At 61.6% G+C, this 26,507-nt stretch carries 24 protein-coding genes and 1 pseudogene; 12 read left to right on the top strand and 13 right to left on the bottom strand.

Features of this window, described 5'->3' with window-relative positions:
* Nucleotides 1-430: 430 nt before the first annotated feature.
* Entirely contained in the window at nucleotides 431-670 is a 240-nt protein-coding gene (locus G6034_RS14500) for a hypothetical protein (RefSeq protein WP_176635777.1), read from the bottom strand.
* 296 nt (nucleotides 671-966) lie between these two features.
* Complete coding sequence (locus tag G6034_RS20500; protein WP_425485531.1) at nucleotides 967-1,653, bottom strand: HNH endonuclease signature motif containing protein; 687 nt, start codon at nucleotides 1,651-1,653, stop codon at nucleotides 967-969.
* A 698-nt stretch (nucleotides 1,654-2,351) separates the two neighbouring features.
* On the opposite strand from G6034_RS20500, the gene G6034_RS14485 reads away from it, so the two are divergent.
* Nucleotides 2,352-2,585, top strand: coding sequence for a hypothetical protein (locus G6034_RS14485; protein WP_176635814.1), 234 nt, complete (start codon nucleotides 2,352-2,354; stop codon nucleotides 2,583-2,585).
* A gap of 204 nt (nucleotides 2,586-2,789) precedes the next feature.
* Here the strand turns inward: G6034_RS14485 and G6034_RS14480 are convergent, their stop codons facing one another.
* Nucleotides 2,790-3,200: a hypothetical protein gene (locus G6034_RS14480; RefSeq protein WP_176635813.1), complete on the bottom strand. Its 411-nt coding sequence runs from the start codon at nucleotides 3,198-3,200 to the stop codon at nucleotides 2,790-2,792.
* A 595-nt stretch (nucleotides 3,201-3,795) separates the two neighbouring features.
* Between G6034_RS14480 and G6034_RS14475 the strand changes: the two genes are divergently transcribed.
* The 5 genes and pseudogenes from G6034_RS14475 to G6034_RS14455 form a co-directional block, all read left to right on the top strand.
* Nucleotides 3,796-4,878, top strand: coding sequence for a hypothetical protein (locus G6034_RS14475; protein ID WP_176635812.1), 1,083 nt, complete (start codon nucleotides 3,796-3,798; stop codon nucleotides 4,876-4,878).
* A 1,465-nt stretch (nucleotides 4,879-6,343) separates the two neighbouring features.
* Complete coding sequence (locus G6034_RS14470; protein ID WP_176635811.1) at nucleotides 6,344-7,861, top strand: type I restriction-modification system subunit M; 1,518 nt, start codon at nucleotides 6,344-6,346, stop codon at nucleotides 7,859-7,861.
* On the top strand, nucleotides 7,851-9,050 hold the full coding sequence (locus G6034_RS14465) for a restriction endonuclease subunit S (protein ID WP_176635810.1): 1,200 nt from the start codon (nucleotides 7,851-7,853) through the stop codon (nucleotides 9,048-9,050). Before G6034_RS14470 ends, G6034_RS14465 begins: the two co-directional genes overlap by 11 nt.
* On the top strand, nucleotides 9,047-10,111 hold the full coding sequence (locus G6034_RS14460) for a restriction endonuclease (RefSeq protein WP_246295977.1): 1,065 nt from the start codon (nucleotides 9,047-9,049) through the stop codon (nucleotides 10,109-10,111). Before G6034_RS14465 ends, G6034_RS14460 begins: the two co-directional genes overlap by 4 nt.
* A 4-nt stretch (nucleotides 10,112-10,115) precedes the next feature.
* A pseudogene (locus tag G6034_RS14455) lies at nucleotides 10,116-12,146 on the top strand (type I restriction endonuclease subunit R); the annotation flags it as partial.
* Nucleotides 12,147-13,406: 1,260 nt separating this feature from the next.
* On the opposite strand, the gene G6034_RS14450 reads toward G6034_RS14455, so the two are convergent.
* The 3 genes from G6034_RS14450 to G6034_RS14440 form a co-directional block, all read right to left on the bottom strand.
* On the bottom strand, nucleotides 13,407-14,096 hold the full coding sequence (locus G6034_RS14450) for a hypothetical protein (RefSeq protein WP_176635808.1): 690 nt from the start codon (nucleotides 14,094-14,096) through the stop codon (nucleotides 13,407-13,409).
* Between the two features lie 196 nt (nucleotides 14,097-14,292).
* The gene (locus G6034_RS19895; protein ID WP_176635807.1) at nucleotides 14,293-14,520 is read right to left on the bottom strand and encodes a Fic family protein; all 228 of its coding nucleotides are present in this window, start codon (nucleotides 14,518-14,520) and stop codon (nucleotides 14,293-14,295) included.
* Nucleotides 14,521-14,552: 32 nt separating this feature from the next.
* Nucleotides 14,553-14,753, bottom strand: a complete 201-nt coding sequence (locus G6034_RS14440) for a ribbon-helix-helix protein, CopG family (RefSeq protein ID WP_176635806.1) — start codon at nucleotides 14,751-14,753, stop codon at nucleotides 14,553-14,555.
* An 11-nt stretch (nucleotides 14,754-14,764) separates the two neighbouring features.
* On the opposite strand from G6034_RS14440, the gene G6034_RS14435 reads away from it, so the two are divergent.
* On the top strand, nucleotides 14,765-14,977 hold the full coding sequence (locus G6034_RS14435) for a hypothetical protein (protein ID WP_176635805.1): 213 nt from the start codon (nucleotides 14,765-14,767) through the stop codon (nucleotides 14,975-14,977).
* Between the two features lie 106 nt (nucleotides 14,978-15,083).
* Here G6034_RS14435 and G6034_RS14430 read toward each other — a convergent pair whose 3' ends face one another.
* From G6034_RS14430 to G6034_RS14405, 6 genes are all read right to left on the bottom strand, one after another.
* On the bottom strand, nucleotides 15,084-15,857 hold the full coding sequence (locus tag G6034_RS14430; RefSeq protein ID WP_176635804.1) for a hypothetical protein: 774 nt from the start codon (nucleotides 15,855-15,857) through the stop codon (nucleotides 15,084-15,086).
* Between the two features lie 206 nt (nucleotides 15,858-16,063).
* Complete coding sequence (locus G6034_RS14425; RefSeq protein WP_176635803.1) at nucleotides 16,064-17,302, bottom strand: AlbA family DNA-binding domain-containing protein; 1,239 nt, start codon at nucleotides 17,300-17,302, stop codon at nucleotides 16,064-16,066.
* Between the two features lie 204 nt (nucleotides 17,303-17,506).
* Nucleotides 17,507-18,091 carry a recombinase family protein gene (locus tag G6034_RS14420; protein WP_176635802.1) on the bottom strand — a complete coding sequence of 195 codons (585 nt, stop codon included), beginning with the start codon at nucleotides 18,089-18,091 and terminating at the stop codon, nucleotides 17,507-17,509.
* 361 nt (nucleotides 18,092-18,452) lie between these two features.
* Nucleotides 18,453-19,271 (bottom strand): hypothetical protein, encoded by an 819-nt coding sequence (locus G6034_RS14415; protein WP_176635801.1) that lies wholly within the window; start codon nucleotides 19,269-19,271, stop codon nucleotides 18,453-18,455.
* A gap of 546 nt (nucleotides 19,272-19,817) precedes the next feature.
* On the bottom strand, nucleotides 19,818-20,984 hold the full coding sequence (locus G6034_RS14410) for a DUF4238 domain-containing protein (protein WP_176635800.1): 1,167 nt from the start codon (nucleotides 20,982-20,984) through the stop codon (nucleotides 19,818-19,820).
* Between the two features lie 237 nt (nucleotides 20,985-21,221).
* A complete protein-coding gene (locus G6034_RS14405) occupies nucleotides 21,222-22,028 on the bottom strand; it encodes a DUF5677 domain-containing protein (RefSeq protein ID WP_176635799.1) in 807 nt (268 codons plus the stop codon).
* A 146-nt stretch (nucleotides 22,029-22,174) separates the two neighbouring features.
* Between G6034_RS14405 and G6034_RS14400 the strand changes: the two genes are divergently transcribed.
* From G6034_RS14400 to G6034_RS14380, 5 genes are all read left to right on the top strand, one after another.
* On the top strand, nucleotides 22,175-22,369 hold the full coding sequence (locus G6034_RS14400; protein ID WP_176635798.1) for a hypothetical protein: 195 nt from the start codon (nucleotides 22,175-22,177) through the stop codon (nucleotides 22,367-22,369).
* A 429-nt stretch (nucleotides 22,370-22,798) separates the two neighbouring features.
* On the top strand, nucleotides 22,799-23,173 hold the full coding sequence (locus tag G6034_RS20330; protein ID WP_218063936.1) for an NERD domain-containing protein: 375 nt from the start codon (nucleotides 22,799-22,801) through the stop codon (nucleotides 23,171-23,173).
* 253 nt (nucleotides 23,174-23,426) lie between these two features.
* Nucleotides 23,427-23,963 (top strand): hypothetical protein, encoded by a 537-nt coding sequence (locus G6034_RS14390; protein ID WP_176635797.1) that lies wholly within the window; start codon nucleotides 23,427-23,429, stop codon nucleotides 23,961-23,963.
* Complete coding sequence (locus tag G6034_RS14385; protein WP_176635796.1) at nucleotides 23,963-24,517, top strand: RES domain-containing protein; 555 nt, start codon at nucleotides 23,963-23,965, stop codon at nucleotides 24,515-24,517. The genes G6034_RS14390 and G6034_RS14385 overlap by 1 nt, the downstream gene beginning before the upstream one ends.
* Nucleotides 24,518-24,605: 88 nt before the next feature.
* The gene (locus G6034_RS14380; RefSeq protein ID WP_176635795.1) at nucleotides 24,606-25,817 is read left to right on the top strand and encodes a MoxR family ATPase; all 1,212 of its coding nucleotides are present in this window, start codon (nucleotides 24,606-24,608) and stop codon (nucleotides 25,815-25,817) included.
* Nucleotides 25,818-25,900: 83 nt separating this feature from the next.
* Here G6034_RS14380 and G6034_RS14375 read toward each other — a convergent pair whose 3' ends face one another.
* On the bottom strand, nucleotides 25,901-26,506 hold the full coding sequence (locus tag G6034_RS14375) for a DNA-binding protein (protein ID WP_176635794.1): 606 nt from the start codon (nucleotides 26,504-26,506) through the stop codon (nucleotides 25,901-25,903).
* Between the last annotated feature and the right edge of the window lies 1 nt (nucleotide 26,507).

Here is a 26,507-nt window from a genome sequence, read left to right as displayed (position 1 = left end):
GAGAATCATGCCGCGCAGCGCATCCGGGCACACGGTCGCAGGCCGGTCAACAGTCAGACGAACCGCTGCCCGGGGAAACAAAACGAAGAGCTAGAAGGTCAGCGAATCGGAAAACCCGAAGGACGCGCTGCGAAGCTCCGAGTCCTCTTAACATGCGTGCCCAACCGCTCCGGCCAGGCCTTTCCCCGACGACATTCAGATTATTCACGCCCGGACCGCGGCTACGGCCGGCCCAGCACACGGCACCGCCTACCGGGGCGCGCGAATGATGGCGCTTGAGTGAGATCGTAAATCTGGGGGCCCGACCTGTTGGAGCCAGGCGCCTGGGCGATGGGCTGCCGCGGCGGACCAAACTGCAGCCCAGAAGGCTGTGACCAAAGAAAGAGATCTTTCGCGGAATGTGTTTCTAAACATCGCCCCCGGCCCCAGCTTAGGACGCGCTATTGCGGTCTTTCTCTGCGGCGAGTTCCTTGATCCAAGTGGGTGTCTCCATACCCAGCTGGCGGTCCGTGACAAGGCGCAGGCGGGCGGCCGCGATTTGCACTCCGCGGTCATACGAAGCCGCGCGGTGCTTGGTCTTCGGAGCGAAGGCCACTCCTTCGGCCGGGTGCGCAGTTCCGCTGTCGGCCGTGGATTTCCCTTGTTCGCGGTCAGAATTCTGAATTTTCATTATTCGTTACTCCTCCACCTCAGTCGCTAATCCAGTGTCCCGCGGTGCGGGGTCACCGTCCAGAGGCGGGAAACTTGGCGCGGCCGAGGCCTTGCCAGTGCGGCGTGGCCTTCGGCTTACAGTTCAGCTTCCCGATCTCGTGCCCAAGGGCCGCACCGCGCCCTGAGCCGCCGGGGAGGTCCCTTATCGTCGGCTTTCCGAAGGAGCCATGCAGAGCCTATACCGGCGATTCAGCGTCGGCTTAGCTCGCTCCTCCCATGAGCCTAGGCGCATCGCTCAAGGCACGAGCAGCCAGGCTACTGCTCCTCTCGGGAGATCGTCTCCTCCGGCGGGAGGGGTTTTGGCAACCGTTTCAGTAGTGGGTGAGTTGGATCGAGCAGCCGGAGCGCATCCTCCAGCGCCGAAATTCTCGCTTTGAAGGCCTGCCGACCAAACATCTCTGCGGTGTTTTCCAGATGGGTCGCCAATGCCAGATGGTGAGGGTTAATGCACAGGCGCCGTCCGCATTTGTGATGGACAGTGAGAGAGCCCAGGTCCTCCGTAAACGAGCGCGCCGCCTCGTATGCGACCCGGTGGGCGAGCCTGTTGGTGGGTCCCCGGCCGATGAAACCGTACCCCGACCGTTTAGCCCCGACCCAGATCCAGCATCCGCCAAGATTCTCTGGGTCGATCTCACAACGGGACTTCAGAATCTCCAGGACGGCCGGGCCATCGCATCGAATTATGGCTTGCCTCAAGGGTCCGAGACGGTTGAACCACCCTGCGGCCCCCGATTGTGTGTAGTAGGCATAGAATTCTTCCGCTGTGGTCACGTTGTAGCTACTCCGCTCTCGGTGGGTGGGCAAGAGGAAGGATCTCAACAACGCGGCTCGTGCATCGCAATGTAGGCACGGCCGGGTCGTCGATACGAACCTGCAGTAGGAAGGCCGCCGGCAGGCCCATCGATAGGCGAATGAGCTTGTGGAGGTGAAGCGTCTCGCCATCGCGCCTCAGAACACTCGTCCCAACGTCGAGATGGTCAACGCTGGGCTCAACTGCCGCCGCAAAACGGGTGAGACGCCTAGCATCCAGCTCGAGGAGATACAGCGACCCTGTTGCTGTCCGGATCCGGAAGGAACCGGCTTGAGAGTCAAAAACAACGTCAACCATGTGTGTCAGGCTAGAGGAGAGCCCTGACATTCAACCTTTTGATCATCCTTCTGACGGCACTGAAAACGCTTGCACGGTTTAGCCGCCGGCCTGCATCCCAGCGTTTGGGGATTCTGGCCCGCGGGTCGGTCTCGATGTACAGGGACAACTCCACGCGTACGCTGGCCGGTTCCCGCTTCCAGCCCGTAGGAATCGAGAAAGGCCGCGTAGCGTGGCAATATCTACAGTGGTCCTGTCCTCCCCGAATAGGACATGAAAAGAACGCGACGTCCAACTACCACGGCTGCTGCCGGGACGATACCGGTTCTCCCTTCAACTGTGTTGTATTGGCTGCCCGTCGCGGAGGCCACCGCGTAGCGGCCGCATCGTCATTGCGTAGCTTCCGCCGTCGTGGTGCGCGTTTAGCGGCGGCGAATGACCCTGTCCAGAGCCGCTGGCGGCACCCGAAAGTACAGTCGCTGGGTGCCGCAGCGAATCGCATTCAGGCCGAATCAGTCACTGACACGGTAAGGCCGCAGCTAGGCTAAGCGCCATGGTGAACATTCTCTATGCAGGGCAGACCATTCCGTTGCCGAAAGGCGTCAGTGTCGAGGAGCTGGCGGACCTTCTCCTAGACACGTATGCCAAGGGGGGCTATTCGTGGCTACGTTTGGATGGAGAGGGCGGTGAGAGTAAACGTGTCCAGCTGATGTTGGGTCCGGGTATCCCGGTCGCCATCGTCGGCGAGCAGTTGGACCCCGATGAGGTAAAATCGTGCCAATCATAGTCCGAGAGCGTCCATCGAACCGGCAAACGAACCAGGCACCTGAAATACACCGGCCGGCTGCAGGCTGCGAGCCGCTCGCGAAGAACTTAGGTGAAGGGCAGCCGCCCGTGCCGGACCAGGCGTAAGCCTTCAATTTTCCAGACGGGTATTGGAGCGCCACCACTTTCCTTCTTCAAATGGGACATGTGATGTCGCGATTTCACGTCAATTCTTGAAGTAATCCAAATACGATTCGACTTCTTGTGATTTCTCGGGGCAGAAATAGGCAACTGTCAGGCGGACGCCCTCCATGCCGCCGCCAGTGGGGTTGCCTCCAATGGAACGCACGCTTACGCCGAGGCCGGTGCCGGTCTGGTTGCAGATTTCAGCCTCCATGTAGTCGGCGAAACTCTGAACGTTGTCGGGCACTACGCCGAGGGCCGCAAGGTCCGCCTCATAGGAGCCGGTCGTCATGTTGGGCGCCGGTGTGGGTGTTGGCTGGACCGTGACAGTCGGCGCCGGCGCCATTGCGGTACTTGTCGAGACTGCGGGGCTAGCGCTATCGGCGGCTCCGCCGCAGCCGGACAGAACGGTGACTAGTAGAAGAGCCGCGCCGGTCGTGGCAAGTTTTTTCATGGTTCCCCCAAGATTGAAACGAGTCGTTTCTGCATCCTATCTGGACAACGCAAAAAGGCCCCTCTCGCGGCCAAGGCAGTGGTTGATACGCTCCGGGAGGCGCCTTTTGTTAGAGGGCGGTTCATAGCCCGTGGGACGCGTTTGGCCGGCTGAGACGCTGCTACCATGAGCCGTCCAATACTGGGAAACTACCATAGGGAAACCGTTGGCCGGTAGTCGGAATCTGTTTATGATGTGGGGTCGAAGCCCACGACATTAATACGTTCGGCGTTCGGCAAAACGCAGGAACTTGCAGCGTTTGAGGCAGACACGGACACGACAAGCGGGACTGTCTACATATATCGCCGACACGACGAAGAGCCCCATTACCGGCAAGCGGCCGACGTGAACCGACAATGCCGCAAATTCTTAGGACACGGTCATTGCCAGAACGGCAGGCCAATCAGTCTGGTCGATTATTGAGGTGAGGTGCGGTGAGGTGAGGTGAGGTGAGGTGAGGTGGTGTGCACGATGTGGCACGATTCCATCAGCCAGAGCGTCTGCCTGCCGGGCGAGCCTTTGCGCGCGGCCTTCGTTAATCGAGGAGAATTGCAGTATGGGAAAAATTGGTAAGGATAAGGATGCGGCAAGACATCTGAGTTCGTCGACTGAAGTTGGCAACCTAAAGTCCAGGCTGACCGCCAAATTGAAGGCAAAGGTCTCGACTCCTTTGAAGCCGCTCGATGTGGTTCAACACTATGAAAGGCAGCAGGCGCTCCGAGAGAGGCTGCTGGGGAATGTTACCGCACTGGTAAGCGTTGCCGTGTTCGTGTTTGTAGTTCTCAAGGTGCTTCTTATCGCCGACTCAAATGTCAGCACGGCTCTATCCGTAGTCAAAGAAGCTGGTCCAATTCAAGTCGTTGCGGGAGTACTTATCATTGGACTTCCGTTTATTGGTACGGGCCTGGCGAATACTGCTGGCATACTTGCTCGAACAAATGAGCTGAACAGGTATGAGCAGAGGCGACTTTGGACGTACTACTTTGGTTCCGTGTTCGTTCTTTCATTCGTTCTTTCATGGTGGAGCCTGATAGCTATGGTCGCTTTTCCACTTTTCAGCTTGATCCTGTGGCGGAAAGAAAGGAAAGCACCAGCGGTTGAAGCTGAAGTGACTTGGGAAAAGTTCTTAGCCCAAACTCCCGAGGACAGTGTTCTTCGGGATATTGTGCAGCGCCTGGCGCCGATACGCGCGGAACTGAACGCCCTCGGAGGCGAACCAAGCCCAGATGCGGTTCGACTCGCGGACCTTACAGGCCAATCGAACGTCCTGCAAAGCGCCTTCGAAGCACGTATGGGGAAGATTCGCAGTGCTGGCAGTATTCGCTTGGACGCCCTGGCCATAACCCTACTTATCACCACAATTTTCCCGGTCTGGCAGTCGGCCATGAGTGACCAGCCTTGGCTTCCGGCAGAAAACATAACGCTGGCGTCGGGCAAGATTGAAGTCGGCTATGTGGTGTCGACAAGTGACGGTTGGTCCACGATTCTGATTGACAAGCCTCGTCTGGTAGAGAGACTGCACTCAGCGGAAATCCTGGCGCGTGAGACCTGTGTGACCGCAGACTCCTATAATTCGAGGCAGACTGTTTGGAGTTTTTCGGCTCCGACGATGCCTACCTATCCGCGGTGTTCCAAATAGGCGTTCTCCGAGCGGAGGGGGCTGCGAAGCAGCCCGCTTTACTTGAAATAGCAACATAACTCGCGGAGCTCCGGTGAGGTCGCCGCTTGCTCGAGTAGGTGACTTAGAGGGCGAGCGACGCAGCGCCCGGAGGACGGCCCGCGTCCGAGGACGAACGGTTGCGCGGCCGGTAGGGACGGCCGTGCAATTCGTATGGCAAGATGAGTGCATTGGAGGACCGGTTTAGCCAGCTCAGGGCCAGACGAATATATATTAAGGGTGACCTTCCTGAGAGGTCGAGCAGCGTGGTAGGCGCGCGTCCCTAATGATGCTCGTGGCACAGACAGAGAGGGCCCATCCGGAGCGAGACCGGATGTTGAAGCCACCGTCTGATGATGCCTAGCTCCCTTCTTTCGGTGGGCGGTAGGGATTCCTTGTCGGTTTCGTCTCCTTGGGGTCCCAATGTCTACTTCTCTTGTCAGTCGTTCCTTGCAACTGCTTGTGGTGCCCGATGCCGGGTGGTCCTTCACGCTCAATCCTGATGCATTGGAAGGTGGCGGCTGCTTCGTAAGTTCTCAAAGACCAGTTCGAAGTTACATGGCTAGGGGTTGGGCTGCGTACCCCGAACGGGCTGCTGCAGAAGCTGGCCGGCGTGCACGAGCTAGGCTGCGCCGCTACTGTTCGGCCAACAGACTTAACCGCTTGGGCACTCTCACTTATGCCGGGGCCGGCTGCCATTCTCCCAAGGAACTTCGGGCCAATGTGGCCGGGTTTTTCCGCAACCTCAAGTAATCCTTGGGCGGTGCTCCCTTCCCCTATGTGTGGTGCCTGAATGGCATAAGACTGGCCACGGATTGCATCTTCATTTTGCTATGGGACGCTTTATCTGTCGTGGTTTGATTGTGGACGCCTGGGGACGTGCGTTTGTCCACATCAAGTTGCTCGGTGACCTTCCGGTGGGGTCGGGGCCTTTGCCTGAGGCACGGAGGGCCGCGGGCTAACTCTCCAAAAATGTGTCCAAAACCTTTTGAGAATCCGAATCGCGGGTGTTGACGGGTGTCACGCTGCGTAGGGAATAGTGCGGGCGCGAGCGACGTCGCCGAGCCGGGCGGCGTTCTGCGCGCCGGTGCGAATAACTATAGCGAGCGCACGCGAACCGAACGCGGAAGGTCGGGCGTGGTAGAAACGCGCACGCGGCGGCATTGCGAGGACGAAAGCGGGGGCGACGGGTTTCAGCATGGGGTCTTGTCAATATGGGGCCTCTTCAAGTGTGCGCGTATGCGGGGACATGCGACTGACGACGACGCGGGCCCGGGTCGGACTTGGCAGCTTGACCCAAGGACATGCAGAGGGGGTATCTGTGGCAGCGTGACGCGTTCAGTCATCAAAGTCCTCGTACACTGATAGCGTGCCGTCCACGGGGAAACTACGCATGTTTCCCGGGAGAGGAAGCACGACCCTGATTTCGTGAACGAACGGATTACTCTTGACGCTCTCCACCACCGAGCCCGGCCACCTGTCCCAACGGCAGCTCGAATCCACCCTGTGGTCCGCCGCCAACGCACTCCGCGGTCCGGTCGATCCCGGAGACTTCAAGGCCTACGTGTTCCCGGTGATGTTTTTCAAATGGATCAGCGACAGCTGGGACCATGAGCACGCCCGCGCCGTCGAAGACTTCGGCGACGCGCTGACGGACGAGATCGAGGCGGATTACCACACGTTCGCCATCCCGGACGGCTGCCACTGGACCGATGTCATCGAGACCGTCCAGCAGACAGGGGCGAAGCTCGACGCAGCCCTGCAGCGGATCCAGCAGGCTAACCCGGACGCCCTCGCCGGGGTCTTCGGCGACGTCCAGTGGGCCAACCAGGAGCGTCTCCCGCAGTCGTCCTTGGCCGCGCTGCTAAATTCCTTCCACTCTGTCCGACTGGACCCGGACAGCGTCAACGGGGACATGCTCGGCTCCGCGTACGAATACCTGCTGCGGGAATTCGCGGAAGCCTCCGGGAAGAAAGCCGGAGAGTTTTTCACACCGCGCCACGTGGTGCATTTGCTGGTAAAAATCCTGGACCCGAAACCGGGCGACACCATTGCCGATCCGGCCTGCGGCTCCGGCGGCATGCTTGTCGAAACCGTGACCGCGTTGAAGGACGCTGGGGGAGATCCGCGGACGCTCCGCCTGCACGGCCAGGAGATCAACCTGACCACCAGCGCCATCGCGAAGATGAACCTGTACCTGCACGGGCTCAAAGATTTCAAGGTCGTCCGCGGCGACACGTTCCGCGAACCGAAACTCCTGGACGGGGACGGGCTGCAGAAGTTCGACGTCGTCATCGCCAACCCACCATTTTCGCTGCAAAACTGGGGCGCCGAAGGCTGGGCGAATGACCCCTACGACCGGGCCGTTTGCGGTGTCCCGCCAGCCAAGAACGGCGACTACGCCTGGATCCAGCACATGGTTGCCTCCATGAAGGACGACACCGGCCGGGTCGGCGTGGTCATGCCCCACGGCGTCCTGTTCCGCGGCGGAAAGGAAGGCGCCATCCGTGAATGCCTGATCCGCAAAGACCAGCTAGAAGCTGTCATCGGCCTGCCCAACAACCTCTTCTACTCGACCTCCATCCCTGTGTGCCTGCTGATCTTCCGCAAGTCCAAGCCAGCCGAGCGCCGGGACAAGGTCTTGTTCATCGACGCGTCCAAGCGGTTCGTCGCCGGGAAGAACCAGAACGTCATGTCGGACGAAGACATCGAAGTTATCGACGCCGCCTACAAACAGGGCACCGACATCGACGGTGACGGGGGACTGAGCCTGCGCCTGATTGGCATGGAAGAGCTCGAAGAATACGGCTTTGATCTCAACATCGGCCGGTACATCAAGTCCGAAACCATCGCCGTGGTTAGCGTTGAGGAAGCACTCATCGCCTACCAGGAAAGCCGGGAGCAGCTCGCGGCGGCCGAAGCGGCGCTGGCGGACAAGTTGAAGGCGGCAGGCTTTGACTTCTGATTGGGAAGGGGTCCTGCTGGGCGAGCTGTGCAAGTTCACGAAAGGCACGTCCCCAACCCTAAAGACCGCTCCAGGCCAATATCCTCTGATCGTCACAGGTCCAGAGCCGCTGTCTTCGACTGATTTCCAGTTCGAGGGCGAAGCTGTATGCGTCCCCATGGTTTCCTCGACCGGCCACGGGCATGCGTCACTGAAGCGTGTGCACTATGCGAGCGGACGGTTTGCCGTCGCCAACATCGTGACCGCGTGCGAAGTAAGAAATCCCGCCAAGTGCAGTACTAGGTTCCTCCACATCTATCTGCAGCATTTCAAAGACCAGCTCATTGTTCCGAGAATGCAGGGGACGGCAAACGTATCGCTCTCCCAAAAGGAGCTGTCCCAGGTACCCGTAACGCTCCCGCCGCTGGACGAGCAGCAACGCATCGTCGATCTGATCATGGCCGTGGACGATGCGATCGAGGCCACAGTGGCAAAGTCCGACGTCCTCTGGTCAATGACTCAGAAACTGCTCGACGAGGCGTTTAGCAGTTTCCCTCACGTTCAGGCCGGTGACTTGATAGCAAGCATTACGGGGGGCAAGAGTCCATCTGCCGAAGGCCGTCCGCCCACTGAAGATGAATACGGAGTACTGAAAGTGAGTGCCATCAACGAACTGGGCTTCTTACCGTCCGAAGCCAAGACAATCAGCGATCCCGGTATTTTCAGCAGCTCAATGTCGGTCAAGACTGGAGACATACTCATCAGTCGAGCAAATACGCCGGAACGAGTCGGTCTGGTGTGCCTGGTTCAATACGATTACCCGAACTTATTCCTTTGCGACAAAACGCTGCGAATTTCTCCCAAAGACGGTGCTGATCCGGCTGCACTGGTGGCGGCCCTAGGAACCGCCGAGGTGAGGGAACAAATACAGATGAGCGGAACGGGTACGTCTGGAAGCATGAAGAACATCTCCCAAGAGGCGATCCGCCAGCTGTCGGTGAGGTGGCCGGCTGATCTCGAAGTGCAGTCTCGCATTGGTGCCTTGAACCAGAACCAGATCGACGTTATTCATCGGACGCGCGCGACTGCGAAGTCGCTTCGGAGACTCCGCAGTGAACTGCTGTCAGCTCTCCTGTCCGGTGCACATAGAATTCCAGAGACGTATGACGAGCTGATGGGGGCGGACTCTATGGAGATGGTGGGGGCATGACGACATGGGTGGTTCGGGCGGGAGCGAGCGGGGAAGACGAGGACTGGAACCTCACTTCGGGGCGGGCGGGGGTCGGATGGCCGGAGATCGGTGACATGACTGCCTGCCGGAGCCGTGAGGACGTCCGGGCGCTCGTCGATGCCGCGTTCCCCGCTGATTCCGTGATGCGGCGAGCCAACTACACAGGCCAACTGTGGGCGTTGCAGGGCGTGATCCAGCCTGGAGACTTGATCATCATGCCGCTGAAGCGTAGCGGGGAGCTGGCCTTCGGGACTTGCCGGGCCGGGTACTCTTATGACGCTTCCGCCGTGGACAGGCGGCACCGGCATCATATTGACGTGGACTGGCTTCCGGATCACTTTTCACGCTCGGTGTTGAAGGATGACCTGCTGAACATGATCAACGGGGCAATGACGGTATTTAGCCCGTCCCGACATAACGCCGACGACCGACTGCATGCAGTGCTTCGCAACGGGGTGGACCCGGGATTTTTCGGCGCTACGCCAGGACTGGCACAGCCCCGGGCCGCGACTACCGCCGATATTGAGGCGGCAGGTGTGCTTGACCCCGAGACTGCTCCGACGATGGATGCAATCAAGGACAGGATCCGGACACACATAGTTGAGAACTTTTCCGGACACAAGCTCACATACCTGGTTGCCGACATCCTGACCGTTCTGGGGTATGTCTGCGAAGTTTCTCCGGAAGGCCCTGACGGCGGTGTGGACATCCTGGCCGGGCGCGGCCCGTTGGGGTTGGATTCCCCGACTCTTGTTGTCGAGGTCAAGTCCGAGTCGACACAGATTGGCGCTCCCGTCGTGCGGGGCCTGCAGGGCGCCGTCACCAGTAACCAGGCGGACCAAGGGCTTCTCGTCGCGTGGGGCGGCATCAACACGAACGCCAGGAGGGAGTTCTCCCATCAACGGACACGGATGGGTTTCTGGGACTCGGAGGCCCTTATGGAGCAACTCTTCAAGGTCTACCCTGACCTCCCACAAGAGACCCGGAACAAGCTGCCGTTAAAGCTTGCCTGGGTCCTCGACGAAGAGCCGGGGGCGTAGCTTCATGGCGGGGTTCAACGAATCGAACACAGTGCAGCGGCCGGTTCTGGATTTGCTGGTCGCTGCCGGCTGGAAACACATCCCGGGGTCTCAACTGGACCGACACACCGAAGACGTGCTAATCGAGGTTGATCTCCAGACGGCTCTGGCCCGGCTCAACCCAGCCATCGCCGAGTCGCCGGAGCGGGCTGGCGAACTGCTGACGCCCTTGCGCAGTCTGATGCTCTCGGCACGGGAGGACGGGCTGGTCCCGACCAACCAACATTTCCTGGAGTGGCTTCGCGGGCAGAAGACACGCCGGTTCCAGGGCCGGGACGGTTTCGATCCGGTAGAACTGATCGACTTCCAGAATCCCGCTAACAACATCTTGGTCGTCTCCGATGAGGTCACGTTTGGCACCCCGGGACACTCGTGCCGGTTTGATCTGGTCCTCTGGGTGAACGGCATGCCGCTGGTCGTGGTCGAGACGAAGACCCGGCTGGACGCACGGATCACGTGGCTGAAGGCCGCCCACGAGATCCACGCCATCTACGAACCGGGCTGGCCGGAATTCTTTGTGCCCAACGCATTCTCCGTCGCGACCGACGGTAAAGACTTCCATTACGGTGCCGTCGGACAGGACATCGAATCGTGGGGCGTCTGGGGTTCCACCGAGGAAGACATTCTCCCTGCTGGGTGGCCGCGGGTGAAGCGCAGCGTCGAACTACTCCTGAACCCTGAAACTGTGCTGTCAGTGATCGCCGACTTCACCGCCTACGAGCTGAAAGGCAAGCACTCCGGCGTGCCGCGGCTGCACAAGATCGTGCCACGCTACCCTCAGGTGGAGGCCGTCCGTGCCATCCATGCCCGCGCGCTGCACGGCACCAAGAAGCAGGGCCTGATCCATCACACGCAGGGCTCAGGCAAGACCCTTGCCATGTTGTTTGCCGCTGTGAAGCTGGTCAACGAGCCGAAGCTGAAAAACCCGTCCATCATCCTGATCGCGGACCGGATCCAGCTGGTCACCCAGATGTACCGCCAGTTCCTCCGCGCCGGCATGCCCTCCCTCGAGGCGCCGGAGACTGCCGCCGAGCTGCGCCGGATTTTGTCTGAGGACCGCCGGGGCATCATATTCACGACCGTCCACAAGTTCAAGAACGCCGGGGTGCTCAACGCCCGGGAGAACATCATCGTCCTGGTCGACGAGGCACACCGGACTCAGGAAGGCCAGCTGGGCAAGTTCTTGCGGGCGGCCTTCCCGAACGCCCGATTCTTCGGCTTTACCGGCACACCGATCGCCAATGAGGACCGGAATACGTACGAGCTGTTCGGGGACCCGGATGACCCGAACCATGCGATGAACACCTACGACTCGGACCGATCCATTGCCGACGGCACAACCGTGCCCATGCACGTCTCGCCCCGGTTGGTGGACTTCCACATCCGCAAGGCCGATCTGGACAAGGCCTTCGATGAGCTCGCTGCCGAGGAAGGCCTGACGGAGGAGGAGCAGGAATACGTCGCCGCCAAAGCCACCGACACCCGCACGTTCTTCGCCAACCCGGAACGGGTCCGGAAAGTATGCGCCGACATCATCGAGCACTTCTACTCCACGATTGACCCGCTCGGCATGAAAGCCCAGATCGTCGCCTACGACCGCGGACTCTGCGTGGCCTATTACCAAGAGCTGACCCGGCAGCTGCAGTCCCGGGCCCAAGATGGGGCAACCCCGGACACGGCAGCCGTCGTCATGTCCGTCCAGCCCAAGGACCCCGCCGACTGGCAGGCGTTTAGGCTGACCGATGACAAGGAGGAGACGATCCTCAACCGGTTTCGCCAGCTCGGGGACCCGCTGAAGTTCATCGTCGTCACCTCCAAGCTGGGCACCGGCTTCGACGCCCCCATCGAGGGCGTCATGTACCTGGACAAGCCGATGAAGCTTCACACCCTGTATCAGGCGATCACCCGGACGAACAGGAACTGGAAGAACCCGACCACCGGCCAGGAAAAGCATTACGGGCTCATTGTGGACTACATCGGGCTCGGCGACGGGTTCGCCCGGGCCATGTCCCCGGCCAATCCGGAGCACGCACGCAAGGACATCGAAACCGACACGCTGCTGGAGCAGTTCGAGATCGAAATCGCCAACGTACTGGACCGCTTCGCCGGCATCGACCGCAACTCGAGCGGCTTCGAATCGTTACAGGCCGCCCACGACCGCATTCCTGATGACAAGGCGATGGAGCGCTTCGCCGCCCAGTACGGGATGCTGCAGGGCATCTGGGAAGCCGCGTACCCGGACCTGCGCCTGGAAGCCCACCGGGCCGACTACAAATGGCTGTCCAAGGTGTACGCCTCCGTCATGCCAGCCGATGACACCCGCGACCTGCTCTGGCACCGCCTGGGCGCCAAAACCCTCGAGCTCGTCCACGGCCACATCGGCGAGGTGACGGTCAACGACACCGGCGTGGACGTCGACATCGCCGATGAGGGCACCATCAAACGCCTTATCGAGGCCGGTGTAATTGATCCGGACGAGGGCAGCGGCGACACCCTGGTGACGACCGCCGGTGAAGTCATTGACAACATCGCCACCCGGCTGCGCAAGCGGCTCGAAGGCGACAACGGCGCCCACCCGGCCTACAGGACGCTCGCGGAGCGTCTGGAGCGGCTGCGTGAACGGCAGTTGGCCAAGGCGCACGACTCCGTAGACTTCCTCCGGGACCTCTTGGATCTGGCCCGGGACCTCGCCTCGGCGGAGAAAGCGGAGGACGACTCCGGCGCTGTCGGGCTGGACCTGTTGCCGGACCCGAACGTGGGCGCCCTGACGCAGATCTTCGAGGAGTACAAACCGGAGGGCGTACCCGTGATTGTCGGCAAGGTTGTCGCCGACATCGACGCCATTGTCAAGGAAGTTCGGTGGGACGGCTGGAACAATACCAAGGAAGGCGACAAGGCGGTCCGCATTGCCATCCGCAAGGTTTTGGCCCGGTACGGGTTGCCCCCGTCCGGTGAACTTTTTGGCCGGGCGTACGCCTACGTGTCAGAAAACTACTAAGCGACGGAGAACCCCGCCGCCGGCCCTACTATCGGCCAGCTACGCGGCTGACGGGCGGCTGCGTCCGGGGGCCCAAACCTGTGACCGCCGGGACAGCACCGGCGCAGGTGGACGGGCACGAGGACATCCACCTGAACAACACCATCCGCCCGGACTCCTTCATGGAAGAACGTGCACGACGTCTGCGGATCCAGACCTCGAAGGCGGCTGCGCAGGCATTCACGATTGGCCATTATTCACCACGCAATGTTGGCGGAACTACTCAGGCTCTTCCTTGGAGAGGGCGGTGATCCAGTCAGGTGTCACATCGCCGGTGAGCTCGTTCAGGGTAATTCGAGCCTTCGCCGCAGCGATCTGGACCTTGCGATCTTCGGGGGTGACGGAAGCAGGGCGGCGGGAGGGCGCGATGGAGTCCATATTTGTTTGAGTGGGCTTGCGTGGGGTTCCCGTATGTGCCAGTGTCATCGTCATCGTCCGATCTGCCTGTGTCTTAATCTGTGTCCCCTCCATTGCCCCGCTTCGCTTCTGAACCGTCCACCACGCCCCGGTGAGGTGGACCTCGACTTGGTCCGAGACGGCAAGGGCGTCAGCAACTTCCGTCAGACGGGCGCTGTTTGCCGCTTCGAGCGGATCATCGGTGCCGATTTTCAGGAGAACTCCGTCCTCCGGTGCAGTCAGCTTGCTTTTTCCCAGAAGACTGATGGTCCGCTGTCCCATTTCGGCCCGCGTGGGCTGATCAGACATGGAAGCGTCCAGCGCCCATTGCGCGCGCTGCCACCACTTGGCCCTGTTGTCTGCCCGGTGCCGCTGCCACAATGAGGGGACAGCGATGAGTGCCACTATGATTGCGGCGATGAGAGGCGCGAAGGCAGCCCATACCTGCCAGTCAGCGGCCGGGGCAACATGGACGACCACGTCGATCGGACTGGGGCTGGGTGTCGGGGTCACGGGACCAGCCTAACTGGTTGATTCAGGCTGCGGTGGGGTATCAGCACGGGTTTCTGCCGCAAGGATTTCTTCGAGCACTTCGTCCGGGCTGTACCTTGCTGCCAGGTGGACGACGATGAGGCCGGCGCTCTCGTCCACTTCGGTGCCTCCGGAGGCAACTCCGAGGACAAGATCGAACGCTTCGTCAGCCGTGAAGTTATGGGCGGTGGCCGTTTATCCACAAGAATAAGGCCATCAGGGTCCAGGCGGTGCGTTTGTTGCCATCGATGAGAGGGTGGAAACGGGCGACAGATTCGAGAAGTAGGGCGGCTTTGGTTGCCAGCGACGGGTAGGCCTCTGCCCCCATGACGGTAGTTGCCGGTCGTGCCAGGGCTGAGGCGATGAGGCCGATGTCTCGGCCGTGGAATCCATAGCGGTTAATCACCCTGAGGGCATCTTCAACGTCGAGGAACGACGTTACGCATCCCCCAAGCGTTCGAGTAGCTCGGCGTCATGGGCCATGATGAATTCGAGGCCGGCTTCAACGTCCCGCCGGCGCCCTGCGCGCTGCAGGACAAGTTCAGCACCTTGCAACAGCAGCGCGGACTTGGACGTATGCTCTTCGGCGGCAAGCCGCTCCAGCTGGCGGTCCAGCTCTTCCGGTAAACGCAGATTCATCGCCTTAGTCTATGGCGCACGCCGCAGGGTTCGACGGCCTGGCCTGGATGAGCAATCGCCGGAACACTGACCGGGCCTATGTTTTCTTCGGCGACCGGGTGGCGGCCGGCGACTTGAAGGCCGTCCCGTCGGGAGGACGAATCTTTGCGGCCGGGGACGGCCTCGACTGGCTGGTGGACTATCTGACCGGACTGAAGATCGAAATCATCAATCCAGGCTTCTGACGGGTGTCGACGAGAGAGAGTTCAGTTCATCATGCAGGCGCGACGAAGGGCCTGTCCGAAGGGGTTCACGGCGGGTTCTTTTCCTAGGACACGGCCGGCGGCCGGATTAGGCATCTTCGAGCCTGGCAAGGCGTTCCGCGATCCGGCTCCCGCCACGGCGGGACTTCGGGCATTTGGCCAGCCACCTCTTCAGTACCGCGATTTCCTCGTCCCGCTCGCGGAGCTTCCGGTGGACGATGGCTGCCTGCTCCGTGTACCAGGGCGCCGGCTCCCGGCCGCCAGCATCGCTTTCGGCACCCTGGATGGCCTTATAGCAAAGGACCAGCGCCTCTTCGAGCCGGCCTTCACGTTTCAACTGCTTGATTGGCTCAACGAGCTCCAGGTAGTGGACACCATCGACCATGCCCCGCCGGAACTGGGCCGCTCGTGCCCCGCCGCCCTCCAGCGCTTCCCGGACCATCTCGGACCGGCCGGTGTGGGCGCTGTCGATCCGTTCCCGGGGAGTCAGCGCCGGGGGATTCACTTTGGTGTAGGCCCATGCGGGTTCTCCGTCGCCAAGCCAGACATACGCCTTCGCCAGGAGCTTCTGCTCCCGCAGGACGTGCAGCTGGTAGGGCACCGGTTGGCTTACACCCACGGGCAGGTGCACGTCCTCAGAAGCGTAGGAGGGGAGGCAGCCGACCCTCTCGCCATTGACGATGACAGAGACAGCGCGCGCGTTGACCGGGTTCTTCGGGTCGCGCTGAAGTTGGGCAATGCCCTGGTAGTAGCCTCGCTCACCAAGACCCTCCCGGGCAGCAAGGCCTTCCACCGCTTCCTTGGCAAAGGTGGTCGTACCCGCGACCTCCAGGCAGGCACTGTAGCCAATCGAGACGGACATGACTCGCCGATCCGTCGGTTGCTGCGGCGGGGCCACCGCCGGCGGCCCGAGTTCACGCTTCCCCCGCTGCCGCAGCCAGGTCACCAAACCCATCGATTCCCCTTCTTGTTCCTGCGGCCCCTGCCGCGGCCCTGACTCTACCAAGGCGGGTCCAGAAGTCCGGGCTGCAGTGCCGACGGCATGGGTCTCAAGAACTTAGCCGGCGGTTAGTTGATCTCACGTAGATACTGGGCGCCGCCTTGATTTACAACGTCCAGAGCAGTCTGCCGCACAGTCTCCAGGAGGGTCTCGTCACTACTCCCTGAATCAAACTCCGAGTAGATATTTTCGAATCTGCGGATAGGGGTTCCATAGGTCGTGTCCAGGAGATAGCCGCTCTGGTCGGGAATCCGAATGTACATGGGGGCGGCACCATCCCATTTCAAAGACACCGCAATTTGGTATGTACCGTCCAGCCCAGCCTCGCGAGCTGTCGAGGACGCAAGAGCCATGAAATCAGCGACGAACCCTTCAAGATCACTAGGGTGTACGTGGCTGCTGTCGGACTCTTCCCGGCTCAGGAACCCACCCACCGAGCCGGCCAAGGTCACGGCGCCGTTGTGGTGGACTTCAGCTGTCACCTCCCTTTTCGATGTGGACGGCAAAAGGTGGGCCTGTGTTCGGTCGACCCACCGCCGGAGGCCAGGACGCGGATTGAGGCCGTCGATCGAGTCGAAGGGGCTCCAGCTACCGCGTTCAGCAAAGACGAAGCGTCTCTTGCGTGCTGATTTGAATATCTCACGCGCCAATTCGACCGAGAGCGCGCCCAGCCCAGCAGGCCTCGGGTTTAAGGGCAGTGCTGCAGCAACCATCCACACCCTCTCCGATGCAGAGCCGCCCGAGTACTCCAGGAGTCGCTCCAGCTCGGCCGTCCGCTGCGAGCGGCCATCCAGACGCAGCCGGTAGGCGTTCTCGAGGAGCTTCTCCTTCATCCAGTCGGTTCGGGAGCCGTCCCGAAGGGGCGCTGCGAAGTAGTCTCCCTTGTAGATAAGGTGAGGGGCATCAGGGCTTGCTGGCACGTGGAGAACCACGACCGTATCGGTGCCATCAGTTACCGGTGTGAATCTCGCCCCGAGTACGGGAGGATGGATCGCGCTGAATGCTATCGACCGCAGTGTCCGCTCCTGCGCGTCAGAAATGCCGCCTGTACTAACGATGCGGCTGGCAACCGCCTTTTCTTCTTCGACTCCGAAGACAATGACACCTCCGCCGGAGTTCGCCATGGCAGCAACATCCTTAGCGAATTCGTTCTTCCAGTCCGGCTTCTGAGTGTCCATGGGAAGACAGCGCTTCCAGTCCAGGTCAGGGCTCTCTGCCACCTGGCGCTCCACCGCATCGTTGATCATGCTGAAGTCCAGCGGGCGTGGCTCCAGCCCGAGGGCTTTATGAAGGGCGTTGAATGTCATGAAGCAACTTTAACAACGCGGCGCTAGGACGCCTTGCACGTCGGGAAGATCTCGATGTCATTCCTCGTTAGCCTCACAGCTCCGGAGTCTCACGGACTCCAGCTCTATAAGTGCTGCCCGAAGGCGGCGTGTTGTCATTTTCCGAAGGCGACTGCACTGAGTGTCCGAAGTCCTGTGCACTGCCCCAACAAGCCTAACGAAGCCCTAAACGGCAATCTCTCCGGAGCGGTTGATTGCCCTATAGACGGTGGATCGGGCTATGCCGAAGAGTTCGGCAATTTCAACAGTCGTGTGCGTTCCTGCCCGGTAGATGGAAACCAAGTGCGCTTCTTGTGCCTTGGAGAACTTGGGCTGCTTTCCGCGCAGCTTGCCCTTTGCCTTGGCGACGGCCATCCCCTCGCGGGTTCGTGCTCGGATCAGGTCCGCCTCGAATTCGGCAACCATGGCCAGAACATTGAAAAGGAGTTTGCCCACGGGGTCGGTGGGGTCGTGGACGGAGCCACCGATGCTGAGCTTGACCTCGCGACAAGTGAGTTCATCAACTATGTCCTTGGCGTCGCGCAATGACCGGGCCAGGCGGTCGAGCTTGGTCACGACAAGGGTATCCCCGCCCCGGCAGGCGGCCAGCGCTTGCCCAAGTCCAGGCCGCGCCCTGTTGGCACCGGTGAGGCCCTGGTCGGTGAACGTCTTTTCCGGTGCCACGCCCAAGGCAAGCAATGCGTTTTTTTGGGCGGTGAGGTCTTGGTCATTGGTGGATACGCGCGCGTACCCGATCAGGAGTCCTGTCATGGTTTTGAGTGTATCGTTTAGCCCCCCATCACCGGGCTGTTTCTCGGGCAGGGTATACGGGAAGCTGACACCCGCGGAACCACGCTGTTTTTGAAACTTTCCGAAGTCGCCTGCCCACGCTCCAGTGAACGACCGGCTTGTGAACCACAAGCCGGGGCCGCGAAACGTTGACACAGCTTCCAGCTAGGGCACGGCAACTTCTGTCCAGGCCAGCTCCTCGGGCTAGGCGAATCAAATGTCACTCACCCGTGCAGCAGACCCGAGCGGCCTAGAACTCCGCTGGATCGGGCGAGAAAGATGCGCACGCCTGAACTCTACGCATGCGGATCGGTTCGCTGTGGCGGCCAAGTCTGCGCCTGAGCTAGAGGCGCACCTGCGCTATGACACCGTCCCATACCTCAGCTTCATTCACACGGTAGCGAGGAATCGCGTGCAGCCCTCTCGCGCCTTCGATGAAGGCAGTCTGTGCATCTTCGAGCGACACACCATTCTTTGCGGCTTTCTCGATGACCGCAGTCCACGCTGGCGGGATATTGTGGTCCTCGTCGACCCACCAATTGACGATGACACGTGCGACCATATGCACCGCGTCGGCATACTTCTTCTCGCGCATGAGCTGCTCCGTCATCTCGCCAGCGACCGTGAAGATGACGTACCCGTCGTCGTGTGCGACTGCGTTCAGAAACTTCTCGTTGAGGAACTGCCAGTTGACGTCGGCTTCGTCTGGGGTGGAGCCGAACTTCTGTCTAAGTCGGTCGCGCGCCGCTGCGCGGTGGATCTTGTCCTGTCGTCGTTCTTCCCAGGTTCCATACGCGACGGCATTCGCGTCGTCGATACCCTCCAATTCGGCCTCAGTGACAACGACTGTTGCGTTGATACGCGGGTCCACGCGGACGTACATTTGGCGGCCGCAGTGGGGGCACTTCGTCTTCGCACCGGGGACCTTCTTTAACTTGCCGCCGCAGTTCGGGCAGAGATCTGTACGACGATCTTCGGCTGGTGCGGAGCGATCCAGCCACGCTTGGCTAAGCGTCGGGGCGGGATACAAGTTGGTCGACTTGGAGGCAGCGGCACGGGCGTTCGCGGCCTCTTGGTTTCTTGGACCCAACGGATTTCGAGGGGATTCTGACGAAATGGCGGCCACGGCCTGTGGCTTCTCTTTGCGTTTGAACCAGCTCATGTACGGATCCTATCGGCTGCGCGGGAGCGGGCCTCATCAAAAGGCACCGAGTCGCCGCCGGCGTCGAGGTGCAAGTGACAGCCAGCGGCTTTGACGTCGTAGCTGGTGCGAAGTCCGTCCACGCCTCGGCTGTCCGGCGGAACCCGATAGCCCCATTCACCGAGGGCCATGTGACTCATCTTCGTCAGGCCCTACACCGATCGCAGTGCAGGATCTGCACTAGATCGGCTTCAATCGGCGCTCCGCAGTGTCCCGATGGCCGATCGTTTTGCTCTAGCTACCGAGCGGCAGTACTCAGTCGGTGGGGAGACAAGCCCAATTGTGCGGAGTCCAATCCACCGGATAGCCGCACTCCTCTAGGAACAGAAGGATGGGTTCGGGACGGTTGGGTGACCAGAATGCCCACCACACGGTCGGGTCTGTAGTGACAATTTCGACGTCTCAGGCTTTGGACGGGAAGATCCCCACGCCCGGCCGGTGATGGGTGAGTCTTCCCCGCTTGGGCAGCCTGGGTCAGTCTCGCTGGCTGAATTCCTACTCCTGACTTCACTCTGCAGGTCTTGCAGGTCCCTGCGGGGGTGGTGGGACTGCGGCTGGCCACCAGGCTGAGACCGGGCGGACCGGAGCGTCGTGCTCACCTGTCCAGCGGCGCTGCGCCGTCGTCCATAGAACTTCATGACCGTTACCTTCGGCTGGCGGCAACGTAACCATTCGGACGGGATCCTTTGCCGCGGGAACGTACAGATTTGCACCGTTCCTCCCGTCCGGGCCTTCGACGAGATGACGGTGTGCGTTGCCTGCAATGGCCCTGTTCAACTCCAGCGTTTCCCTCCAGTCCAGCTCCACATCGTTGGGGCGCGACAACGGCAGATCCTCACGGAACATGGCAAGAACTTCCCGTGGGCCGAAAGGAAACGCAATGATGGGCGCACGGAGGTATCCGCCGTCATCTGGATGAATAGCGCCCATGTGTTCGTGTAGGAGGACAACCGGTTCGTCACAGGTCAGCAGAGGTTTGGCCGTGCGATACAGCACAAGCCGGCGGGAATGGAGGGTTTCTGCCATTTTTCCGCCCGCTTCGGTGGACATCAGCATCTCCTGCTCAGCCGCCATGGGTACTCTCCACGGATCGGCGTTCACCTGTGCGAAGTAGGCCTCCAGTTCTGAGATCCTCTCGGGGGAGGGGTCTTTGCCTTCTCTGATCAGCAGGGCTTCGATCGAGCCGGGCCGATCCAGCTCCATCGCCTGGTAGTAGCCGGGGCCCATCATCCACCGGGCCCGGAAACGGTAGGAGCGCGAGCGGGTGATCTGGACTCCGAGAAAGTGAAGGAGGTGCGCGTGTTGAATGTCGCTGATGTTTGGCAGGCCGTTCTTGTCGATCGCGTCAAAGACCGATTTGGCGTGTCCTTCGATTGTGGACAGCCATGTTTCCCACACAACTGGTGAACCACCCTGAAAGGAACCCGCGGGGACGCGGTAGTAGTCCGTCTCGATCAGCGCATTGATCGGTGCGACAGGAAAGCTTTTGTTTATGTCGAGATCGGTGACGAGAATGCGGTTGTTGATGGCCCAGCGTTCAAGATAGAACTTCGGGACCAGGTGGTGCCTTCGTGGCTCTTGCCCCTTCGCGGTCATCGCTGCGGCGGCATCGAGAATCCGCTGTAACTCAGGGGTAATGGCGGGAGCCGGAGGGTCCTGATCTTGAATGTTCACATTCACCGACGCTATCAGCCCCTCTGGACAACCTCAGCTTGCGTTTGGAGCCGCGAGGAGTCTCCCAGATCTGCAGCACTTAAGGGGTTCCCCTTACGGGCGCCCTAGCTCAGTGCAGAGGACTTCGGACGCTCAGTGCGCTCGCCTTCGGAAAATGACATTCGAGACGCTAAGTGGCGATGTCAACCTCAACCGATCCAGGGCGAAGGAGGATCGGCAGGCAGGGCGGATCTAGATCTATCCTGCCTGAGCGCTCTTTTTTTTATTGTCCGCTGCAGGTACCTTCGCGAATTCCATTGGTACCCCGATCTTCCGTTCTGCCTGTTCGATTTGCGACTTCAGGCTTCCTTTGCCGTCGATCAGGTTGCACACCTTCATCGCCGCGACCAGCATGCAGAGTGCGGTGCCGAGCCATGACTCGTGTCCTTGGATCTTTGCGTCGGGGGCGAACGCCAGCCCGGGCCGGTCGGTAATCTCTTCCAAATAGAAGTCCCCCAGACCCATCCCCGCGTGGCTGTACGTGCTCAGCAGCCGCCAGTGGATGTAGATCTGGAGCCCTCCGACGATATGGCGACATCGTTGCTCGAATGAGGGAAGGTTTATGTCGAGTGTTGCCAGGATGCCGTCTATCTCGTCGATGTCGGAATGGTCGAATCCCTCGGCTTCGGTCTCGACCAGGTTCTCGAAGGCGGCCCGCCTCTGTCGGAAGCCTTCTTTGATTATCGCCGTGGCGTTGCTCGGCTCGAGGTAGAGCCAGATCGCGGTCATGGCGTTCTCGACCATGAGTCGGATCAGCGGCATTGCCTGGAGCATTCGGTCCTTCTCAGAGAGCTCGATGACGGTCCGCATCAAGTTCACCGCATGATTCACGAAGCTCCAGATGAACGGTCCTCCGCCTCGGATGTCAAACTCGGACTTCATGTTGAATGGCTTCTCGCGAGAACGGTCCCAATGGCCGATCATCTTGCGCGCGTACGAGCGCATTTCTGAGAGATCGGAGAAACGCTCGTGCATGACCGCTGCGTTGTAGATCTGGTCGCTCAACCTGACACTTCCGTTCTCGACGTAGCTGAGGGCGAGGATACATTTTCCAGACCGGGCCCGCTTCACACCACGACCTCGTGTCGAGGACGACGAGTAGCCGGCGGTCCAGAGTCCATGATCCAGCCACTGCTGGCAGAATACATGGAATGAAGATCGGTGTGTACATTGACGGGTACAACACGCGGACGGAACAAACCAGCGCCGGAACCTGGAACTGGATCTCGGCAGTTTCCTCGGCTGACGGTACCAAGCTGGTCGCCGGGCAGGTTGGCGGCTACATTTTCACCTCCACTGACTCTGGCGTGAAGTGGGTTCAACTAACAGGCGCCGGCACCCGGTGATGGGCCTCAGTGGCTTCCTCGGCGGACGGCACCAAACTAGTCGCGGGACAGAGCAGCGACGGCTATCTATTTACCGGCGTTTACGGGAAATGAAGCACCTACATCCGTCCGATTACGCGCCTGAAACGATCCTCGGCATCCGACAGCCAGAAAGAAGGTCAGCGGCGGATTAGTGGCTAAGGGAGAAACCGGGATCCGTTCAGGGCGAGCCACCCGGGTGCACAGCTGTAGCACTGGCGGAGCCGGCGATAGCGCCTCTTGAGCGAGCATTCGTGTACAACCCCTGGAAAATGAAGGATCTTCGTCGGCTGTATGTGAACCTGCCTGACGGAACCAGGATCGGCTACCTGGACTTGGCCACGGTGGAGTCCGTCGCGGAATCCGCTGACACCGCAGCTTCTGCATCAGGCCCTGGCCCGCGTTTCTTCCGTGACTGCAGCCCCGGAAGTCCGGCCGCAGCCTCTGGCCCCTAAGTCGGAACCAGCACACGAGCCTGCCACACCGACCGTTCTCCCATGGACCGACCTGACAGCGAACCGTCCCGGCCAGCTGATCGAGAACCAGGACGACGCCTCGTATCGGGCAGGCGTGGCCGGGGAGCAGCGCACGGCCGGCGTCGTGGCCGGGCTGGAACGGAGCGGGTTCCGGGTGCTGCATTCCGTCCCGTTGAGCCCGCGGAAGGACATCGACCACCTGGTCATCGGGCCAACGGGTGTCTGGGCCGTCAACACCAAGGCCACCACGTACGAGGTCACAGCAAAGGTGGACGGTGCGGTGTATTCGGTCGGGTATCGGCAGAAGTGAATAGACTCGATCCTCCGTGACGCCGCCATCGCCGGAGAGCACCTGGCCGTCTGGTCGACGATGGGTGTGTTCAGCAGCAGCGAGGCGCTGGTGACGGGGGAGGCCCTGCCGGGGGCCATCGCGGTTGCGCCGCCCGGTTCCCGCCCGAGTGGGTCGAGGTGGTCTACAACGTGGCCCGGCGCTCCGACACCTGGACCGCCCACCATTAGCGTCACCCCTTCAGAATTGGATGCCCAACAGGTAGCGTTGGGTTATGCCAGCGAATAGCACGCCAAAGGAACAGACGGTCATCATCAAAGGTGGCGGCCGGGAGTTCCGGGTCAAGGTCCGGGACGGGGTGGCCCTGCTGCCGAAGGGCCTGGTTCAGGCGCCCAAAGTTCACCCGAAACGGTTCAAGCGGGGTGTGAGACTGCCCGCCACCACGCCGCCCAAAGTGAACCTGGCCGGATTGAAGGATGTCCCTGACTACGGCCCCCGCGCCGTGGCCCAACGCTTGGTGAAGGCCCTCGGCAACAACACGGTGGCAGCCCTGCTGGGCGTGAACAAGGACCGGCCCGGACGATGGGTATCCGGCCAGGATGTCCCCAACGAAATCAACCGGGCCCAGCTCACCGACCTGGACGCCCTCGTCGGCTACCTGCACGGCGCCTTCACTCCGGCCCAGGCCCGGCTGTGGCTGGAGGGGCAGGACCCTCATCTGGGCGCCCGCCCCATTGACGTATACCGGCTCGAAGGTGCCGCCCCGGTCATCGAGGCGATCCGCGCCTTCGAACAGGGAGCCTTCGCCTAGTGGAGTTCTGGCGCGTACTCAACTGGCACCCCGACGCCGCCGGACCCAACGACAACGGGCACCCGCTGTATGTTTGGCCGCGCCAGGGGGCAGGTCGGGTGGACGACCCGGACCTCCAATACAAGGTGCTCTACGTCGGCGACTCGGCCGAAGGCGCCGCCGCGGAGGCGTTCGGCCGGTACCCGATCTGGACTGCAGACATTTTTGCCCCGCCGCCCAGCGCCCCGCGCGGGACCCTCAAGGCCCTCGCGAAGTACGAGGCGAATCCTGCCATCCTGGACTTGGATGACCCGGGGGCGCTGCAGGAGTGGTCGCTGCGGCCCAGCAGCGTCGTCTCCCGGGACCGGCCCTCCACGCAGCAGTGGGCGCGGGCCATGTATGACACCGGCGGCTATGCCGGGGTGTCCTGGTGGTCCTACTATGAGCCGAGCTGGGCCAGCTACGGGCTGTGGGACATTTCGGGGCTCACTGTAGCCGGCACCCCGGAAATTCTCACGCTCAGCCACCCTGCGGTGCAGGACGCGGCGGCCCTGATCAGGCGCATCATCGGCTAGGCCCGGGGCGGTGAGGGGGTTTCAGGACTCCGCACACATGAGAGGTAAGCAAACGGGCGACCGCCCACCTACCTCTTAGGAGAACCTCATGGCAACGATCAACTCATTCCCCGGCTCCCCGTTCCAGCGCGCCCTTGCCGCCGGCATCGAAGCCAACGTCCCCACCGCCGTAATCGGCGAGCCCGGCCAGGGCAAGACGGCCACCATGGAATCGGCGACCTCCGGCTGGGGCCGCCACTGCGAAACCGTCATCGGTTCCAACCGTGAAGCAACCGACTTCCTGGGCGTGATGATCGAGGACAAGGGTGCCATCAAGTACTCGTCCTTCCAGTGGGTGAAGAACCTGAACAACGCCGCCAAGGGTCTGCTCCTGCTCGACGAGTTCAACACCTCCGCCCCGTCCACCATGAAGGGCATGTTGCGCGTCGTGCAGGAAGGCTACGTCGGCGACACCAAGCTCAACGACACCGTCTCCATCGTGGCCCTGATGAACCCGATTGAAACCGCAGTGGACGCCTATGACCTCCCGGCGCCGATGGCCAACCGCATGATGCACCTGAAGTGGGTTTTCGACACGAGCAACTGGCTGGAGAACGTCGGCACCGGCTTCCAGAACACGAAGCCCCTCCCGCTCTCGGAAATGCTGGCCGCCGATCCGCTCTCCCGCAAGGCTGCGGTGTCCGCCGCCGTGACCACGTTCTTGAAGGTCAACTCGAAGTTCCTGACCCCGCCGGTGCCGACCGACCCGGTCAAGGCCGGTGGCGCATGGCCGTCCCCGCGTTCCTGGACGAACGTCATCAACGTCCTCTCCCGGCTGGACCGCTACGACGAGGAGTCCGCTTTCCTGGTCGTCGAGGGCCTGGTCGGCGAGGGCGCCGCGACCGAATACTTCAAGTGGCTTGCCGCCGCCGACCTGCACGACCCGGCCGAGGTCATTGACGGGACCGTGCTGGTGGACTGGAAGAACGAACGGGCCGACCGCCTGTTCGCCCTCGTCCAGGGTGTCACGACCCGGCCGAGGTCATTGACGGGACCGTGCTGGTGGACTGGAAGAACGAACGGGCCGACCGCCTGTTCGCCCTCGTCCAGGGTGTCACGGCGCTGGGCCTTTCCGGTGGCGGTGAGCTGTGGCGCAAGGCTGCCATCGTCCTGGCCAAGTGCGCCGAGGGCGGCAAGCCGGATGTGGCTTTCCCCTCCGCGCAGAAGCTCGCGAACAACATGCCCCACGACGTCCGGGGCCTGCCACAGCGCTTCGCCGACGCCTTCATGGAACTGTTCGGCAACACCAAGTACAAGGTAGCCGTCGCCAAGTAGGGCTGGACAGATGGGACGGGCCGGGACTCTCTACGGAGGGTCCCGGCCCTTGGCGTTCCCGGCCTGTGCTCAGCTGTCGGTTACGGCTTCCTCTGGGGTGGCGGGGGATTCGGGGCTGATCCTGGCAATAAGTGCGTCCTGGGTGGCCCGCAGCGTGTCCACAGTGGCCCGTGCCGTCGCCAGGTCGGTCGTCAGGCTGTTGGCGGCCGCCGTGGCCGCGGCCAGCTCTGCGGCCAAGGCGGTGATTTCACGGGCCCGCCCTTCGGCCGTGGCGGCGCATTCATCCAGGCGGCGCAGGGCGGACTCCTTTTCGGACTTCAGCTCCGCCGTGAGCCTGTCGAGTTCCCTGGCCAATTCCTGGATTTCCCGGTCCTTGTTGTCACGCTCGCCGCTCCAGGCCTTCTCCACCTCGGCGTGGCGGGCGTCGGCGGCCGCAGCGGCCTCGGCCCACACCGTGCCGGCCATGCGCGCGGCCAGTTCCGTCACGGACGGCGGGGCGGCGGCGATCTTGCCTGCAGCGGCGAGGCGGTCATCCCGCCACTCTTTGAGATACCGGGTGGCGTCGGCGTTGCTGACGCCGGCCAGTTCCCGGACGGTGGAAATCGTCGGGCTCCGCTCGGCGCTGATCTTATCGGCCGCGGCGTAGACGCGGCTCTTTGAGCTGGCATCGGCCATT

This window comes from Arthrobacter wenxiniae (genome assembly GCF_013376105.1).
Lineage (GTDB): Bacteria > Actinomycetota > Actinomycetes > Actinomycetales > Micrococcaceae > Specibacter > Specibacter wenxiniae.
The sequence above is the reverse complement of the archived record's forward strand: the minus strand, read 5'-3'. Positions and strand labels throughout refer to the sequence as shown.